This window comes from Collimonas sp. GW821-FHT02H07 (assembly GCF_059421505.1).
On record NZ_JBWKVC010000012.1, the window covers coordinates 93,632 to 110,831 of the forward strand.

Genomic DNA, 17,200 nt, shown 5'->3' on the forward strand with positions numbered 1-17,200 from the left:
TCCGGCTGGTGCCTGGCGGTGTTTTGGTTTCTTCAAGGCGGGCAAGTTATCACAAACGTTTTACCGCAGAATGACAGGAGCCTGGCGTCAGGTTGTTTTTTTAAAAAGCCTGTGGTTTTGCGCGCGCGATAGGTAGAATCTAAACAGAGCAGACAGGGTAGAGTTCGGAAAAAGTTAACCATTTAGCTATTCGAAGGAAAATCATGCATAACGCCGCAATAGCAGGAAAACAGCAGAAGCTGGCAGAGATGGTCGAATTTGCGCGTGATCGTTTGCCGCCGGATGTGTTTGCAACCATGCAACCGTTCCTGGCCGAATATTACTCACAGGTGGGGGAAGAGCAGATTCTGAGCCGCGACAGCGCCGATCTGTATGGCGCCGCGATGGCGCACTGGCAATTCGGCCGTCATTTCACCTCGGGTACGCCGCGCGTGCGCATCTACAATCCGCGCATCGACGAGCATGGCTGGCAATCCGGCCATAGCGTGATCGAGATCGTCAATGACGACATGCCATTCCTGGTGGATTCGGTCAGCACCGAAATCAACCGCCTCGGCCTGACCTTGCATGCCGTGATTCATCCGGTGTTCCGCGTGTGGCGCGATGCCGGCGGCCAGGTTGAAAAAATCCAGCGCGCCAGCGAAGCGGCTGGCGCGGATGGAGAAAAAGCCAGGCTGGAATCCCATATCCATATCGAAATCGACCGCTGCACCGAAGCCGCGCGGATGGAGGAAATCCAGGCCGGCGTGCGCAAGGTGCTGGGCGACGTGCGTGCCGCGGTGGAAGACTGGCGGCAGATGATGGCTGCGGCCAGCGGCGCCATCGACGACCTGAAAAAGCAGGATGGCGCGGACACTGCATTGAAAGGAGAGGTCGCCGAAGCGCGCGCCTTCCTGGAATGGATGGTGAACGACCATTTCACCTTCCTCGGCTATCGCGATTACGAACTGATCGTCAACGCCGGCGAAAATTATCTGCAAGGCGTGCCCGGTTCCGGCCTGGGCATCTTGCGCGATTCCCTGCGCACCTCGGACAGCGCCGACATGACCAAGCTGCCGATCAGCGCGCAGGGCATCATCGACGCGCAGTCGCCGATTTTCATTACCAAGGCCAATTCGCGCGCCACCGTGCATCGCGCCGGCTATCTCGATTATGTCGGCGTCAAGCGCTACGACAGTGCCGGCAAGGTGATCGGCGAGCGCCGCATCGTCGGCCTGTACACCTCCACGGCGTATATGGTGCCGACCAATGAAATTCCGCTGGTGCGGCGCAAGGTAGCCAAGGTGCTGGAGCGCGCCGGCTTCGTCCCGAAAGGCCATTTGTCCAAGACCCTGGCCACCATCCTGGAACAATTTCCGCGCGACGAGCTGTTCCAGATCGACGAAGATGAACTGTTCGATACCGCCAGCGGCATCCTGCGCCTGGAAGAGCGTCAACGCACGCGCCTGTTCGTGCGCCGCGACGCCTTCGGCCGCTACGTTTCCTGCCTGGTGTTCGTGCCGCGCGACCGCTTCAACACCGAGCTGCGCGAACGGATCCAGGTCTTGCTGCTGGAAGCCTTCAAGGGCACCGGCATCGAATTTACGCCCTTGCTGTCGGAATCGATGCTGGCGCGCATCCAGTTCACCGTCCGCACCGAACCTGGCACCGTCAGCGAGATCGACGTCGAGCAGCTCGAAGCGCGCATCGTCCAGGCCACCCGGCGCTGGCAGGACGACATGGCGGAAGCCTTGCTGGAGCAGCGCGGCGAAGAGCAGGGCACGCGGCTGCTGCGGCGCTATGCCGGTTCGTTCCCGGCCGGCTTCCGCGAGGATTACGCCGCGCGCGCCGCCGTGCACGATATCGCCTTGCTGGAAGATGCGCAAAAGAACGCCGGTCTGGCGATGAGCTTGTATCGCCCGGTCGAAGCCACGCCGGCTTCGCTGCGGCTGAAGATCTACCGCGCCGGCAAGCCGATGGCCTTATCGCAAAGCCTGCCCATGCTGGAGCACATGGGCGTGAAAGTGAACGAGGAGCGGCCTTACCGCATCGAACTGCAAGACGGCGAGCCGGCCTGGATCCACGATTTCGGCATGCAGACCGCGGACGACAGCGAGGTCGAGATCGACCGCATCAAGGGCGTGTTCGAAGATGCCTTCGCCCGCGTCTGGAGCGGCGAAGCGGACAACGACGATCTCAACCGCCTGGTCCTGCGCGCCCGCCTGACCTGGCGCGAAGTGACGATTCTGCGCGCTTATGCGCGCTATCTGCGGCAAGTGGGCTCGACCTTCAGCAACGCCTACATCGAGCAGGCCCTGACTGCCAACCCGGCCATTGCGCGCAAGCTGGTGGAACTGTTCCTGGCGCGCTTCGATCCGGCGCGCGCCAAGGATGCCGGCGCAGAAGCCAAGACCAAGGCCTTGCTGGAGCAGACCGAAGAGGCGATGGACCAGGTGCCGAACCTGGACGAAGACCGCATCCTGCGCCAGTTTCTCGGCGTCATCAGCGCCACTTTGCGCTGCAATTATTTCCAGCGCGGCGCCGACGGCCAGCCCAAGCCGTATCTGTCGTTCAAGTTCGATCCATCCAAGGTGCCGGGATTGCCGGCGCCCAAGCCGATGTTTGAAATCTGGGTGTATTCGCCGCGTTTCGAGGGCGTCCACCTGCGTGGCGGCAAGGTGGCGCGCGGCGGCTTGCGCTGGTCGGACCGGCGAGAAGACTTCCGTACCGAGGTGCTGGGACTGGTGAAAGCGCAGATGGTCAAGAATGCGGTGATCGTGCCGGTCGGCTCCAAGGGGGGCTTCGTGCTGAAAAGCGCGCCGCCGGCCAGCGAGCGCGATGCCTACCTGCGCGAGGGCGTGGCCTGCTACCAGAATTTCCTGCGCGGCCTGCTGGACCTGACCGACAACCTGGTCGACGGCAAGGTCGTGCCGCCGGCCGACGTGGTGCGCTACGATGCGGACGATCCTTACCTGGTGGTGGCGGCCGATAAAGGCACCGCCAGTTTTTCCGACTACGCCAACGCGGTGTCGGCAGAATACGGTTTCTGGCTGGGCGACGCCTTTGCTTCCGGCGGCTCGGTCGGCTATGACCACAAGAAGATGGGGATTACCGCCCGCGGCGCCTGGGAAGCGGTCAAGCGCCATTTCCGCGAAACCGGCCTCAATACCCAGGAGCAGGATTTCACGGTGGTCGGCATCGGCGACATGTCGGGCGACGTGTTCGGCAACGGCATGCTGCTGTCGCGCCATATCAAGCTGCTGGCCGGCTTCGACCATCGCCACATTTTCCTCGATCCGGCGCCCGATCCGGCCGCCAGCTTTGCCGAGCGCGAGCGCTTGTTCGCGTTGCCGCGCTCCAGCTGGGCGGACTACAACAGCGACCTGATTTCCAGCGGCGGCGGGGTCTATGCGCGCAGCCTCAAGACCATCCCCCTGACGCCGCAGGTGCAAGCCATGCTGGGCGTTGCCGCCAGCGAGCTGGCGCCGGCCGAACTGATACGGGCGATCCTGCTGGCGCCGGTCGACCTGCTCTATAACGGTGGCATCGGCACCTATATCAAGGCCACCCGCGAAACCCATGCCCAGGTCGGCGACCGCGCCAACGACGCAATCCGCGTCAACGGCGCCGAACTCAACTGCAAGGTGGTGGCGGAAGGCGGCAATCTCGGCGCCACCCAGTTCGGCCGCATCGAATTCGCGCAAAAGGGCGGCCGCATCTGCACCGATGCGATCGACAATTCAGCCGGCGTCGACTGCTCCGACCATGAAGTCAATATCAAGATCATGCTCGGCCTGATCGTCAGCGAAGGCGAAATGACCGAGAAACAGCGCAACAAGCTGCTGGCGGAAATGACGGAGGAAGTCGGCCTGCAGGTGCTGACCGATAACTACTACCAGACGCAGTCGCTGTCGGTGGCGGGACGCCGCGCCGCCAGCCTGCTGGAGCCGGAAGCGCGCTTGATCCGCAGCCTGGAGCGGGCCGGCCGGCTGGACCGCGCGGTTGAGTTCCTGCCGTCGGAAGAAGAGTGCGCCGAGCGCAAGACCGCCAAGCAAGGCTTGGCGGCGCCGGAGCGCGCGGTGCTGATGGCTTACAACAAGATGTGGCTGTACGAGGAATTGCTGGCGTCGGACCTGCTGGCCGATCCCTTCATCGCCGCATCGCTGCCGGCTTACTTCCCGCAGCCGCTGCGCGAGCGCTATCCGGACGCCATGCGGCGCCATCCGCTGGCGCGCGAAATCATCGCCACCTATCTGGTCAACACCTTGACCAACCGGGTCGGCGCTACTTTCGTCTATCAGCTGGCCGACGAGAGCGGTGCCAGTCCGGCCGACGTCGTCCGCGCCACCGTGATAGCGCGCGAAGTCTTCGGCTTCGAGGAAATCTGGCAAGACATCGACGCCCTCGACAACCAGGTGCCGGATGCCCTGCAGGCGCAGATGTTCGTCGATGTCGGCGGCCTGATCGAGCACGCCAGTTTCTGGTTCCTGCATCGCCATGCGCAGGAAGCCTCGATCGAAGCCACGGTGGCGCGTTTCCGCCAGGCTGCCGACCAGCTCGGGCCGCAACTGGTGTCATTGCTGGCCGCGAGCGACGCCGAAGCGCTCAAGGTCAAGCGCGATGCGCTGATCCAGGCCGGCGTTTCAGAGCAGCTGGCGCGGCGGGTCGCCAGCGCCGAGCTGATCGGCGCGGTGCTGGATATCGCCGAAGTGGCGGCCTCCACCGGCCGCAGCCTGGAGCTGGTGGCGGCGGTGTATTTTGCGCTCGACCTGAATCTGAATGTCGGCTGGATGCGCGAGCGGGTCGGCGCCTTGCCGGTGGATTCGCATTGGCAGACGCTGGCGCGGACCGCCTTGCAGAGCGACCTGACCGGCCTGCAGCGCGCCTTGACAGCCAAGGTGATCCAGCTGTCGCCGGCGCTGGACAAGTCGCAGGAAATGATCGACGTCTGGCAGACCGCCAGCCGGACGCCGCTGGAGCGCTATCGCCGCCTGCTGACCGATTTCCAGATGGGCGGCAATGTGGATCTCGCCATGCTGTCGGTGGCGGCGCGGGAAATGCGGGCGATCGACGCCGCGACTAACTGAAGCGCCTGGGAGGCGTGGGGGCCGCGCAGCTGATCTTGCTGTGCCGGTTCTTGCGCGCCCCAGTGCCGACTGGCAAATAGAAAGGCGGCGCCATGCCCTCCATTTTGTTCGAGACCGACGGCAGCATCTGCACCATCACGATGAACCGGCCGCACAAACGCAATGCGGTCGACCGCCTGATGGCCGATGAGCTGCATCTGGCGTTCAAACGATTCGAAAGCGACGCCTCGCTACGGGTGGCGGTGCTGACCGGCGCCGGCGGCAACTTCTGCGCCGGCGCCGACCTCACCGCCATCGGCGATCCTGCCTTGCGCAATGAACTCGACGCCGAAGGCGGCGGCAGCGGCCCGATGGGGCCGACCCGCATGGCGCTGTCCAAGCCGCTGGTGGCCGCGGTCAATGGCTGCGCCGTTGCCGGCGGACTGGAGCTGGCGTTGCTGGCAGATCTGCGGGTGGCCGACGAAGATGCCGTGTTCGGCGTGTTTTGCCGGCGCTGGGGCGTGCCCTTGATCGACGGCGGCACGGTCAGGCTGCCGCGCCTGATCGGCATGGGTAGGGCGCTTGACCTGATTCTTACAGGACGCCCGGTTGCCGCCGCCGAAGCGTTGGCAATGGGCTTGATCAACCGCAGCACGCCGCCCGGCGGCGCCTTGCTGGTGGCGCAGGACCTGGCGCGCCAGATTGCCGGCTTCCCCCAGCAATGCATGCTGACCGATCGCAGTTCCGCTTATGAGCAATGGGATTTGCCGTTGGCCGAGGCGCTCAGACGCGAAGGCGCGCATGGCGTGCCGATTGTGTTCGGCGAGGGCGAAGACGGCGCGTCCAGGTTCACGCTTGGCGCCGGACGCCACGGCCGTTTTGATGCCTGATATTGCTTGTTGTTGGTGGTAATTACCTGGAGCTGGCATTCTCTCCCAAGCAGGCGCAGGGACTGGAGCATGCGCATCCTGCCGAACTGGCCGATGCGGAAATCTCGCCCTCGGGCCTGGGCATCCATTTCCCCCATCTGGATGCGGATTTATATCTGCCGGCATTGCTGGAAGGTTTCCTGGGTTCGAAACGCTGGATGGCGTCCGAGATCGGCAAGATCGGCGGCAAGGCATCCAGTGAAGCGAAAAGCAAGGCCGCGCGGGAAAACGGCAGGCTGGGCGGCCGTCCCAGAAAGAATAAGGAACTGACGGCCTGAACGCATTCTCAGCTGTGCAGCTTGTAGCAGCTGATTTTTTCCGATCGGGACGCCGCCGCCTGCAGTCAAGCTCGCGGCAGCGCCGCCATCCTAGCCGCTGATGTTCATGCGCTGCGTATGGGTCCATTGGTGGTCGTAGTCCGATACGGTTGAATCGTAACTGCCATAAGTCATGCCTTCACCGGGCCAGGGATTCATGATGTACAGGTAATTGACGCCGTTGACGGTTTCATATCCGTGCCCGACCATGATATGGCCGCCGCCGTTGGTCCAGCCGTAGCGCACCACAAACGGACGGTTGGCGTTGATGTCGCTGACCACGTGAGCCCAGGACAGATAGTTGTTGACGGCGGTATTCGGCACGCCCCAATTGCCCAGGATGTCTTGCACGCTGCCGTTGCCATACATGCCGTTGGGCTGGTTGGCCTGGCTGTTCCAGTTGAAGCGGCTGTTGCCGCAAGCGTAATTGATGCCGAACGCCCAGTTGACTATCCCGCACTGGCTCGGCGTCTTCTGGTAGAAATTCAATACCGCCTTGCTGGAACCCGCCCAGCACCATTCGCTATGCTCCTGTGTGACCAGCGGCACATTCAAGGTTTTCGAAGCGGCTAATGCCAATGGCGCCATCAGCACAAGGCCGGCGCCCGCAATCATGCGGCGTAATGTCTTGTTCACGTTCACTCCTGGAGTAGGTTGACGATCAGCGGAAATTGGCGATATTCGCCTTGACGGCGGCACGCAAGGATTCAGCGAACTGGCTGGCATCCATCAGGCCGTTGGCGGCGTTATCGGCGGCGCTGCCGGTTTTCTTTGCGCGCTGCTGCAGCAACAGCGATTCGCGCGCCGATTGCAGCGGCGCGAAGCGGGGCGCGGCGCCGTTGGCCGAAGCGACTTCCAGAAAATCGGACTGGGCCTGGAAGACGCGGATAAACCGCAGGTTGGAATGGTCGGCATTGCCGTGGAATTGCATCAGGGCGTCGACGTCCTTGGACAAGCCGGCGGCGCCATAAGCAATGGTTTGCCATGCGCCGTTGAGTTTTTCCACGGTCGCCAGTCCGATCGGACGGTTATCGCGGCTGACCAGGAAACGCCAGACGCCGGTCGGTTTCGCCATGGCGCTGAAATCGCTGCGGCCCGCCACAATATCCTTCGGATCGACCGTATATACAGGGAAACCGTAAGCGATGCGGGCATCCTTCAGGTCCTGGACGTCAGCCACATCGAGCGGAAAGCCTGCGGGCAGCGTACCGGCGTGGGCCTGCACCTGGTTTTGCACAAACTCGGCGAAACCGCGGGCGGCGGCAGCGGCGGCATCGCTGCCTTCGGTTTGCTGGAGTTGCGGCGGGGTTCGCGCAGCGCTTGATTGCGCGTGCAGCGGGGCGCTCATGGCCAGCACGGCGGCGCTGAACAAGAGGGCCTGGACGATTGGTTTAGCATGCATCTTTGATTTCCCCTTAGATCGTGATCGACAAGTTGCGCGGAAACGCGCTGCCCGGCTCAGACACCCGGATGGGATGCAAGAGATGTGCAAGACGGCAGCACTCGTACCAATCTAGGACGGTGGGGAAGGTAAAAACAGCTGTCAGAGTTGACAGCGCGACAGCACAGGAAACGTGGCGGCGACGCCTAGATTTTTCCCTGATGCTTCAAGCGGCTCAAGGTTTCCGCGGCAATGCTCAGGTAGGTCGCCAGTTCCTTTTTAGGAGTGCTTCGGCGTGCTTGCGCAGGAACCTGTGCACGCGCCCCGGCGCATCCAGCAGATGCAGGGTAATGGTGTACACCATGATCACGCTCATCAGGTGCATCGCTTCACCACGCTGACATTTTGCCCGATCGCAATAGTATTTCTGGATATACTTCCCTCGGTCTCATTTGACCTGATATTTCATAACAATCAAACCGGGGGATTAAATGTTGTTGAAATCAATTGTAAATATTGCACTTTTTTCTGCATTGCAACTGGGGCTGGTAGTGCAGGCATCGGCCCAGGAGGCTGCTCAAGCGACGGCGCCAGCCGTCGTGAATGACAGCGCCGTCGGACCTAGCGCGGCGGATTTTCCGGCGGCGGGCAAGGCGGTGGAAGTGGTGTTTGGCGACGCCATCATCGACCTGAATTTCAAGGATCTTAATACCTTGTCAATCTACTGCCGTTCGGGGATCTTCAAAGGCATTACCGAGACCGTGCAATACACGGCGGTCAAGATCCGTCCGCAAGTCTATATGGTGTACTGGCATGAACCGGACTCCAAGCTGAACGTGGTGCACGTGGAGGATTTCGAGCATGGCACGGTGCATACCAACGTATCCTATCCCGACGGCAAGTTTGTGCACTTCAAGGGCAGCATCAAAATCGTCGGAAACGCCAAATAGCTTTCTGCGGCGATGACAAGCTCGTGTAATTGAGGGAGTTGGGCAGAGAGCCGGCCGGAGGATTCCGGATCGGCTCTCTATAAAGAGATGCGGCTAGGCAGTCTGCAGCTTGGAATGTTCCAGCAGCACAATTTCCTGGGCGACGCTCCAGGCGTCGTTGGCGGCATTCTTGCGGCCGGCGACGTGGGCGGCGAGGGTGGCGCCGTCGAGCAGCATGACCACTTGGCGCGCCAGTTTGGTGGCGACGCTTTTTCCCACCAAGGGTTCCAGTATATTCTTCACAAGGTCGGTCAGGCCTTTCTTCTGGCTGGCGGCCGTACGCAGGATGGCATTATCGGTGCCGTGGAATTCCGCCGCTGCCGCTGCAAACATGCAGCCGGTGAAATTCACCTCGCGGAACCACTTGTCGTGCCACATGAAGACGCCATGCAGCTTGTCTATCGGCGTCTCGAATTTTTCGAGAAACAGGGAGAGCGAGTTTGCGCACATCGCCATGCGTTCTTCCAGCACTTCCACCACCAGCTCTTTTTTCGATGGAAAGTATTTGTACAGTGTCATCTTGGCGACGCCTGCTTCCGCCAGGATGCGGTCTATGCCTACTGCATGGTAACCGTCTTGGGAAAAGAGCCGCGTTGCCGTATCAATAAGTATCTGTCGTTTTTCTTTCATACGCGTCATTGATTAGGTGTAAGTTACGTGGTTGAACATGCAATAGGCCGGTAGCGCAAACATGGCGAAGCGACTGCCGGACACGGTCTGCTGCAATCGGAGCAGTGTACAGCACGGTATATTATCTCAATATTTGTTGTCGCTGATGCAAGTTGGCGATCGGCAGTGAAAACTGGCTGGAAAGCGTTGTAAAACGGTGTTGCACAGCTATCATCGGCACTCGCGCCGGGGGACTAATATTTCAATATTATGACAGACCTGTCTGTTTAAATTTAGGATATTATAAAAAATTTGCAGAGGGCAATTCAGCCGCTTGCATAAAAATAAAGGGTGGCAATGGCAGTCACGGTTTAAACACTATTTTGAGGAAGTTACATGAGTTATTCGACCGTAGCGAATTCGCAAGTCACAGAAGTGTTTCATGCAGTGGATCTTCATCCGGACGTCTACGAAAGCCTGCGAGAGCCGTATTCCGAGCTTCCCCTTGATGCCATCGTGTCCATGCTGGTCGCCGATCCAGAGCTGGAAAGCCGTTTCGACAGCGACCGCGAGCTGTTTGAGCTGTTGATGAACAAGGTGCGCTCCACGCTGGCCAAGGCCCTGGCGACAGATGATAACGAAGCGCTGTGCCTGGTGCACCGGACACTTTTCATCCTGCTGGATATGCATGTGGCGTCGGCGACCAGTTTCGCCGCGGCCAATCAATCCAATCATTACCTGCAGCAGATGCGCAATGAAATCGAAAGAGCCTGGCTGGCGTCCGGCGATACCTCGCCGCTGGCGCGCATCAGCGCCGACATGCCGCTCACCGATGCCTTGCGCCTTCTCTGGAGCGAGCATAGCGTCTCCAACCATCCTTTGTTCGACTACCTGGAAACCACCGCCACCCACGGCCAGTTCATCGAATTTTTCCGCAGCGACGCGGCGCTGAATATCCGTTTCTTCGACTTGATCGCATTGATACTGGTCGGCTCGGACGAGATCACCCGCAAGGAACTGGTGCAGAATCTGTGGGATGAATCGGGCAACGGCAACTCCGCTCGAAGCCACGTCAATCTGTTCCGCCAGCTGCTGGACATGGTCGGCGCTGACAATGCCGAAGACAACCATGCCTCGTCGCTCGGCTGGCAAGGCCTGGCAGGGCACAATCTGTTCATGCTGACCTGTCTGCAGCGCAAGCATTACTTCAAGGCGATCGGCATCATGGCGATCACCGAGCTGCTGGATCCGCGCCAGTATGAAAAGCTGGTGCATGGCTGCCACCGTATCGGCCTGGGCAAGGGCGGCGAAGTCGATTACTACAAGGAACATATCAGTATCGACGTCGTTCATGCGCAGGGCTGGCTGGAAAACGTGATCGTGCCGCTTGACGCAAAATACCCAGAAGCGCGCGGAGAAATCCTGCAAGGCGCCATGTTGCGCCTGAATACTTGCCAGGATTATTACGATGCATTGCTTGGCATGCTGCAAACGCACGCATCGGCGGCAGGCAAGGCCTGACCGGCGAAGCCAGGATCTGCAACAGGCAAGGCGGCCGTCAATCCAGCTTCTGGTTGACGGCCTTGCGCGTTAACAGCCTCAGGTGCGCAACAAACCCGGCGGATTTTCATCGCGCAGCTGCACCGGCAAATCCTGGCAGCAGACCGGCCTTGCTAACGCGCATGCTTGCGCGCAATTCGTGGTAGCAACGGTATGAGCTCCCTTCCATTTTCGTGAATGCCAAAAGATCGCGCTGATCGGAAAATCCCCTGACTGCGCCGCGGCTGACCAGGTGCAGCAGCAATTCATTGGAAGCAAATTTCAGCGCCAGCGCGCGGTGCACGTCTTCGTTGTCATAGCGGCCGGACTGGGTCTCGGCGCGCGCGGCGGCGGCAATGAAGCCCAGTGCGCTACGTTCTTCAACGGTCAGCTCGACGCGGCCCTGGGTGGCCAGCCATTCGACATGCGCCATCAGTGCGCGCACCAGGAGCGGACGAACCGTGGTCAGATATTTGTTAAGCACCGCGGAGCCGCGGGCTTGCAGACGGTCGCCTTGCGCCACCTGGACCGTACCCTTGACGTTGCCCAGCTGGACCACGTCATCCAGAAATGGGGCGCCGCAGGCAGTGCGCTTGAGGGTTGCGTATTGCTCCGGCCAGACCAGGTAGGCGGAGGGGAAGTAGGCGCCGAGCGTACGGGCTACCACAATTGCCATGCCGTCCAGGTTGGCATGCATGCCCCATACCTTGTCGATATGCAGCTTGAAGCCGTCGCCTTCCGGTTGCGCCACGGTGCGCCAGCTGCTCAATGTCGGCTCGCCGCCATCGCTCATCAGGAAGTGCAGGTTGTTGCCGCTGTCGAGGCAGGCGCAGGCACGGTCGTACTGGCCGGGCGTCAGGAACAGCGAAAACAGGATGCGGGCAAAGGTCTGCATGAAGGATTTGTAGTGCGGCGCCAGGCCTTCCTGGCGGATCAGCTCCAGCATGCTTTCGGCCATCGCATGTTCCTGATGCCCCAGGGCCACTGAAGGCTGGCGGATTTCTTCGCTGCGCTCGTAGCTGTGCGGCGTCTGCGAAATCAGCATATCCGAATCCTGCAGCCGCACCGAAGCGCGCGAGATGATCTGGATCATCTGCCGCGGCAGCGCGCCGTAGGACGCTAAGCGATGAAGGACGGGTTGAGCAGTGACCAGCAGCAGCGAATTCAGTGAAAAAGAAAGCGCCGGATTTACATCAACTTCCTGAGCCAAGGTTTGCATGTTCCGATGATCCAATTCCAGATTGATAAAATACAGGCCCTTAGATTTCCACTATCTAGCGTCGACCATTGATTCCAGTTCGACCAATTTCCGTCCGATCTCCTGCAAATCAGATAACGCCACACGCGAATTGCTTCGGCCGGAACGCAAAAAATTGAATGCATCGGTAAAAACAGACAGGTCTGTATACTCCGTTTGAATCGATCATAGGGCAAATGTTTCTCAATGTAAACAAGATTAAGGTGATTTTTTTGTAAGTTAACGCGACGCAGCTGCTCGCCAAGCATGAGAAAGAAGCTTGAATCAAAGATCGCATTTCGATCTGCAAAAAGCGTGATTGAGCGTTTGCTTTCTTGCGGAAAATGAAAGATTGAAAGCCATGGAGGGTCATGGAAAAGTCAAAATCCTGATTAAAATCATCAGCTTGTAAAAAGCAACCGGAGGCGTGGGAAAATACGCTGTTGCAGTGGCCGAAGTTATGGTCGAATAGCGGGCCGCAGAGGCGGTTTCTACCCGAATTTTCCGGCGCCGAGCGGCTGCCGGTTTGTGTAGATTTTAATAATTTTTGTCGTTAACAGGAGATAGCATGAGTCAGGTGAAATATACGGTTGAGCATGAATGGCTGCGCGTTGAGGCCGATGATGTGGTGACGGTCGGCATTACGGCTTACGCGCAAGACCATCTGGGCGACCTGGTGTTTGTGCAATTGCCTGAAGTCGGCGCCGCACTCGCCAAGGGCGACGAAGCGGCAGTGATCGAATCGGTCAAGGCAGCCAGTGAAATCATGATGCCGGTCGCAGGCACCGTCACCGAGATCAATGAAACGCTGGCCGATGAGCCGGGCAAGATCAATGAAGATCCGATGGGCGCGGGCTGGTTCTTCAAGATGACAGTGAACGATGCAGCCGAGTTGAACAGTCTGATGGATGAAGCGGCTTATGCTGCCATGATCAAGGGCCAGGCTTAAGCAGCGGCAAAGGCAGCGCGTAATTTTACTGTTCACACAAGACACACAAGAAGGAAAAGCATCCATGACACAATCACGGCCTGCTCTTGAAGATCTGGCGCAACACGCCGATTTCATTGAACGCCACATCGGCCCGGATCACACCCAGCAAAAGGCCATGCTGACGGCGCTCGGTTTCGATTCTATCGAGGCATTGATACATAAAGTCGTACCAGACACCATCCTGGAAAAGCAGCCGCTTGCTCTTGGCTCCCCTCGCAGCGAAGCCGAAACACTGGCGGCACTGCGCCAGATCGCGAGCAAGAACCAGATGTTCAAGTCGCATATCGGCATGGGTTATTACAACTGCCATACGCCGACCGTCATCCTGCGCAACCTGCTGGAAAACCCGGCCTGGTATACCGCTTACACGCCGTATCAGCCTGAGATATCGCAGGGGCGGCTGGAGGCGTTGCTGAACTTCCAGACCATGATTACCGACCTCACCGGCATGGAAATCGCCAATGCGTCCCTGCTGGACGAGGCGACCGCGGCGGCCGAGGCGATGACCTTCTGCCAGCGCCTGTCCAAGAACAAGAGCAAGATCTTCTTCGTTTCGCAAGACTGCTACCCGCAAACCATCGACGTGCTGCGCACCCGCGCCGCGCCGATCGGCGTCGAGGTGGTGGTCGGCGATCACCGCAAGGATCTGGAGCGGCTCGACTGCTTCGGCGTCCTGCTGCAATACCCGACCCTGAGCGGCGAGATCCACGACTATGCCGACACCGTGCGCATGGCGCATGGCAAGCAAGCGCTGGTGGTGGTCGCGGCCGACCTGCTGGCGCTGACCCTGCTGACGCCGCCGGGCGAATTCGGCGCCGACGTCGTCATCGGCAGCGCCCAGCGCTTCGGCGTGCCGCTCGGTTACGGCGGCCCGCACGCAGCGTATTTCGCCACCCTCGATGCGCACAAGCGCGTGATGCCCGGACGGCTGGTGGGCGTTTCCATCGACAGCCGCGGCGAACCCGCTTACCGCCTGGCGATGCAAACCCGCGAACAGCATATCCGCCGCGAAAAAGCCACCAGCAATGTCTGCACCGCGCAAGTACTGCTGGCCAATATCGCCAGCATGTATGCGGTATATCACGGCCCGCAAGGCCTGAAGACGATCGCCCAGCGCGTGCACCGCCTGACCGCGATCCTGGCAGAAGGCCTGCGCCAGCTGCATCATGCCGTGCCGACCGCCAGTTTCTTCGATACCGTGACCGTGCATACCGGCGGCCACACCCAGGACATCCATGCGGCAGCCCGCAGCCAGATGATCAACCTGCGGCCGATCGACGACGGCAGCATCGGCATCGCGCTGGACGAAACCAGCACGCGCGCCGATGTCGAGGCGCTGTGGGGCATCTTTGCCGTCGGCAAGGCGCTGCCGGCGTTCGACCAGCTGGAAGCAGAAGCGGCAGAGCGCATCCCGGTGTCGCTGGCGCGCAGCAGCGCCTATCTGACGCATCCGGTATTCAACAGCCATCACTCCGAAACCCAGATGCTGCGCTATCTGCGCGCACTGGCGGACAAGGACCTGGCGCTGGACCGCAGCATGATTCCGCTCGGCTCCTGCACCATGAAGCTCAACGCCACCACTGAAATGATCCCGGTAACCTGGCCCGAGTTCGGCTCGCTGCATCCGTTTGCGCCGCTCAACCAGGCCCAGGGCTACCAGCAGCTGGTGACCGACCTGGAGCAGATGCTGTGCGTCTGCACCGGCTACGATGCCGTGTCGCTGCAGCCGAATGCCGGTTCGCAAGGCGAGTACGCCGGCCTGCTGGCGATCCGCGCCTACCATCAAAGCCGCGGCGAAGGCCAGCGCAACATCTGCCTGATCCCGAGCTCGGCCCACGGCACCAATCCTGCCACCGCCCACATGGCCGGCATGCAAGTGGTAGTGGTGCAATGCGACGAGCAGGGCAACGTCAACGTCGGCGACCTGCGCGCCAAGGCTGACGAGCACGCCGGCGACCTGGCGGCGCTGATGATTACCTATCCGTCGACCCATGGCGTGTTCGAGGAAGCGATCGGCGAGATCTGCGACATCGTCCATGCCCACGGCGGCCAGGTGTACATCGACGGCGCCAACATGAACGCCATGGTGGGCCTGTGCGCACCGGGCAAGTTCGGCGGCGACGTTTCGCACCTGAACCTGCACAAGACTTTCTGCATCCCGCATGGCGGTGGCGGTCCGGGCGTCGGTCCGATCGGCGTCAAGAGCCACCTGGCGCCTTTCCTGCCAGGCCATCGCATGCTGGAAAACGGCATCGCGCCGGTCTCCGCCGCGCCTTGGGGCAGCGCCAGCATCTTGCCGATCACCTGGGCTTACATCACCTTGATGGGCGCCAAGGGGCTGCAGCAGGCCAGCGAGATCGCCATCCTCAACGCTAACTACATCGTGCACCGCCTGGCGCCGCATTACCCGATCCTGTACACCGGCAGCAACGGCCTGGTGGCGCATGAAGGCATCATCGACCTGCGGCCGCTGAAGGACAAGACCGGCATCACGGTGGAAGATGTCGCCAAGCGCCTGATCGACTACGGCTTCCATGCCCCGACCATGTCGTTCCCGGTGGCCGGCACGCTGATGATCGAGCCGACCGAAAGCGAATCCAAGGAAGAGCTGGACCGCTTCTGCGACGCCATGATCGCCATCCGGGAAGAGATCCGGGCGGTCGAGAACGGCGATATCCAGGCCGAACAGACAGCCTTGCGCCATGCGCCGCATACCGCGCAGGACCTGACTGACGAGTGGTCGCGGGCCTATTCGCGCGAACAGGCGGTGTATCCGCTGAAGTCGCTGCGCAAGGACAAGTACTGGCCGCCGGTGGGACGTATCGATAACGTCTACGGCGACCGCAACCTGGTCTGCTCCTGTCCGCCGATGTCGGACTACGAGTAAGGAGCGCAGCAGGACAGCGCAGTCATGCCAGCGGAACCGCCCACGCGGGTCCGCTGGCCGTTTGCACTGGACTGCCCGCTCTCACGCTATCTTCTGCGCAACACGCGCATGTGAAAATGAAAAGGACGAACTCTCATGTCTGATACCAGTAGCGCTACCGCTTCAGCGCGCACCGCACTTTACGACCTGCATATCGAACTCGGCGCCAAGATGGTGCCGTTCGCCGGCTACGACATGCCGCTGCAATACCCGAGCGGCATCCTCAAGGAACATAAGCATGCCCGCGCCCAGGCCGGCCTGTTCGACGTTTCGCACATGGGCCAGCTGCGCCTGAGCGGCCCGGACGCCGCGGCTGCGCTGGAATCGCTGGTGCCGGTCGACATCATCGACCTGCCGGCCAACCGCCAGCGCTACGCCGTGTTCACCAATCCGCAAGGCGGCATTTTGGACGACCTGATGGTCAGCAATGGCGGCGACCACTTGTTCCTGGTGGTGAACGCCGCCTGCAAGCAGCAGGATACCGCGCACCTGCGCCAGCACCTTGCCGGCCGTTGCCAGATCGAAGAACTGAGCGACCGCTCCCTGCTGGCCTTGCAGGGGCCGGCGGCCGCTGCGGTGCTGGCGCGCCTGGCGCCGGAAACCGCGCAGATGGTCTTCATGCAGACCGGCAAAGTCACGCTGGCCGGCGCCGAATGCTTCATCAGCCGTTCCGGCTACACCGGCGAAGACGGTTTTGAAATCTCCGTGCCGAACGCCCAGGCGGAAGCGCTGGCGCGGCTGCTGCTGGCGCAGGAAGAAGTTGCGCCTATCGGCCTCGGCGCCCGCGATTCGCTGCGGCTGGAAGCCGGCCTGTGCTTGTATGGACACGATATGGATGTCTCCACCACGCCGGTCGAGGCCAGCCTGACCTGGGCGCTGTCCAAGGTGCGGCGTCCCGGCGGCGCCCGTGCCGGCGCTTATCCTGGCGCTGCGCAGATCGAGCAGCACCTGGAACAAGGCGTCAGCCGCAAGCGGGTAGGGCTGCTGCCGCTGGAACGCATGCCGGTGCGCGAAGGCGCGGAACTGGTCGATGCCGACGGCAAGGTGATCGGCAAGGTCACCAGCGGCGGTTTCGGGCCGACGCTGGATAAGCCGGTAGCGATGGGCTATGTCGAGACGGCATTCGCCAAAGTAGGCACCCAGCTGCATGCACTGGTGCGCGGCAAGGCGGTGCCGGTGGAAGTGGCTGCCATGCCGTTTACGCCAGCGCGCTATTTCCGCGGCTGATCAAGGCTGA

Annotated in this window: 12 protein-coding genes and 1 pseudogene; 8 read left to right on the forward strand and 5 right to left on the reverse strand. The window is 61.1% G+C overall.

Annotation, left to right across the window (positions count from 1 at the left end; all coding sequences use genetic code 11):
* Positions 1 to 203: 203 nt before the first annotated feature.
* The 3 genes from AC07V8_RS18435 to AC07V8_RS18445 all read left to right on the forward strand — a co-directional run bounded on the left by AC07V8_RS18435 (position 204) and on the right by AC07V8_RS18445 (position 6,252).
* Positions 204 to 5,066, forward strand: coding sequence for an NAD-glutamate dehydrogenase (locus AC07V8_RS18435; RefSeq protein WP_494679787.1), 4,863 nt, complete (start codon positions 204 to 206; stop codon positions 5,064 to 5,066).
* 92 nt (positions 5,067 to 5,158) lie between these two features.
* Positions 5,159 to 5,935 (forward strand): crotonase/enoyl-CoA hydratase family protein, encoded by a 777-nt coding sequence (locus tag AC07V8_RS18440; protein WP_494679788.1) that lies wholly within the window; start codon positions 5,159 to 5,161, stop codon positions 5,933 to 5,935.
* A 2-nt stretch (positions 5,936 to 5,937) separates the two neighbouring features.
* The gene (locus AC07V8_RS18445) at positions 5,938 to 6,252 is read left to right on the forward strand and encodes a DUF2442 domain-containing protein (protein WP_494679789.1); all 315 of its coding nucleotides are present in this window, start codon (positions 5,938 to 5,940) and stop codon (positions 6,250 to 6,252) included.
* A 90-nt stretch (positions 6,253 to 6,342) separates the two neighbouring features.
* On the opposite strand, the gene AC07V8_RS18450 is transcribed toward AC07V8_RS18445, so the two are convergent.
* The 3 genes and pseudogenes from AC07V8_RS18450 to AC07V8_RS18460 all read right to left on the reverse strand — a co-directional run.
* Positions 6,343 to 6,927, reverse strand: coding sequence for a C39 family peptidase (locus AC07V8_RS18450; protein ID WP_494679790.1), 585 nt, complete (start codon positions 6,925 to 6,927; stop codon positions 6,343 to 6,345).
* Positions 6,928 to 6,952: 25 nt separating this feature from the next.
* The gene (locus AC07V8_RS18455) at positions 6,953 to 7,693 is read right to left on the reverse strand and encodes a hypothetical protein (RefSeq protein ID WP_494679791.1); all 741 of its coding nucleotides are present in this window, start codon (positions 7,691 to 7,693) and stop codon (positions 6,953 to 6,955) included.
* A 185-nt stretch (positions 7,694 to 7,878) separates the two neighbouring features.
* Positions 7,879 to 8,063 (reverse strand): annotated as a pseudogene (locus tag AC07V8_RS18460) (Crp/Fnr family transcriptional regulator); the annotation flags it as partial.
* Between the two features lie 106 nt (positions 8,064 to 8,169).
* Here AC07V8_RS18460 and AC07V8_RS18465 point away from each other — a divergent pair.
* On the forward strand, positions 8,170 to 8,622 hold the full coding sequence (locus AC07V8_RS18465; protein WP_494679792.1) for a MoaF-related domain-containing protein: 453 nt from the start codon (positions 8,170 to 8,172) through the stop codon (positions 8,620 to 8,622).
* A 93-nt stretch (positions 8,623 to 8,715) separates the two neighbouring features.
* On the opposite strand, the gene AC07V8_RS18470 is transcribed toward AC07V8_RS18465, so the two are convergent.
* On the reverse strand, positions 8,716 to 9,291 hold the full coding sequence (locus AC07V8_RS18470) for a TetR/AcrR family transcriptional regulator (RefSeq protein WP_098497102.1): 576 nt from the start codon (positions 9,289 to 9,291) through the stop codon (positions 8,716 to 8,718).
* Positions 9,292 to 9,666: 375 nt separating this feature from the next.
* Here AC07V8_RS18470 and AC07V8_RS18475 point away from each other — a divergent pair, with 375 nt between their 5' ends.
* Positions 9,667 to 10,791: an iron-containing redox enzyme family protein gene (locus AC07V8_RS18475; RefSeq protein WP_494679793.1), complete on the forward strand. Its 1,125-nt coding sequence runs from the start codon at positions 9,667 to 9,669 to the stop codon at positions 10,789 to 10,791.
* Positions 10,792 to 10,897: 106 nt separating this feature from the next.
* Here the strand turns inward: AC07V8_RS18475 and AC07V8_RS18480 are convergent, their stop codons facing one another.
* Positions 10,898 to 12,028 (reverse strand): hypothetical protein, encoded by a 1,131-nt coding sequence (locus AC07V8_RS18480; protein WP_494679794.1) that lies wholly within the window; start codon positions 12,026 to 12,028, stop codon positions 10,898 to 10,900.
* A 586-nt stretch (positions 12,029 to 12,614) separates the two neighbouring features.
* On the opposite strand from AC07V8_RS18480, the gene gcvH reads away from it, so the two are divergent.
* The 3 genes from gcvH to gcvT all read left to right on the forward strand — a co-directional run bounded on the left by gcvH (position 12,615) and on the right by gcvT (position 17,190).
* Positions 12,615 to 12,995, forward strand: coding sequence for a glycine cleavage system protein GcvH (gene gcvH, locus AC07V8_RS18485; RefSeq protein ID WP_494679795.1), 381 nt, complete (start codon positions 12,615 to 12,617; stop codon positions 12,993 to 12,995).
* A 64-nt stretch (positions 12,996 to 13,059) separates the two neighbouring features.
* Positions 13,060 to 15,924: an aminomethyl-transferring glycine dehydrogenase gene (gene gcvP / locus AC07V8_RS18490; protein ID WP_494679796.1), complete on the forward strand. Its 2,865-nt coding sequence runs from the start codon at positions 13,060 to 13,062 to the stop codon at positions 15,922 to 15,924.
* Between the two features lie 135 nt (positions 15,925 to 16,059).
* Complete coding sequence (gene gcvT, locus AC07V8_RS18495; RefSeq protein WP_494679797.1) at positions 16,060 to 17,190, forward strand: glycine cleavage system aminomethyltransferase GcvT; 1,131 nt, start codon at positions 16,060 to 16,062, stop codon at positions 17,188 to 17,190.
* Positions 17,191 to 17,200 lie beyond the last annotated feature (10 nt).

Excerpts from the sequence above, each read along its gene's own strand:
- AC07V8_RS18435 (WP_494679787.1), top strand. The coding sequence starts at position 204 with ATGCATAACGCCGCAATAGCAGGAAAACAGCAGAAGCTGGCAGAGATG.
- gcvP (WP_494679796.1), top strand. The coding sequence starts at position 13,060 with ATGACACAATCACGGCCTGCTCTTGAAGATCTGGCGCAACACGCCGAT.
- AC07V8_RS18455 (WP_494679791.1), bottom strand. The coding sequence starts at position 7,693 with ATGCATGCTAAACCAATCGTCCAGGCCCTCTTGTTCAGCGCCGCCGTG.
- gcvT (WP_494679797.1), top strand. The coding sequence starts at position 16,060 with ATGTCTGATACCAGTAGCGCTACCGCTTCAGCGCGCACCGCACTTTAC.
- gcvH (WP_494679795.1), top strand. The coding sequence starts at position 12,615 with ATGAGTCAGGTGAAATATACGGTTGAGCATGAATGGCTGCGCGTTGAG.
- AC07V8_RS18470 (WP_098497102.1), bottom strand. The coding sequence starts at position 9,291 with ATGAAAGAAAAACGACAGATACTTATTGATACGGCAACGCGGCTCTTT.
- AC07V8_RS18480 (WP_494679794.1), bottom strand. The coding sequence starts at position 12,028 with ATGCAAACCTTGGCTCAGGAAGTTGATGTAAATCCGGCGCTTTCTTTT.
- AC07V8_RS18475 (WP_494679793.1), top strand. The coding sequence starts at position 9,667 with ATGAGTTATTCGACCGTAGCGAATTCGCAAGTCACAGAAGTGTTTCAT.
- AC07V8_RS18440 (WP_494679788.1), top strand. The coding sequence starts at position 5,159 with ATGCCCTCCATTTTGTTCGAGACCGACGGCAGCATCTGCACCATCACG.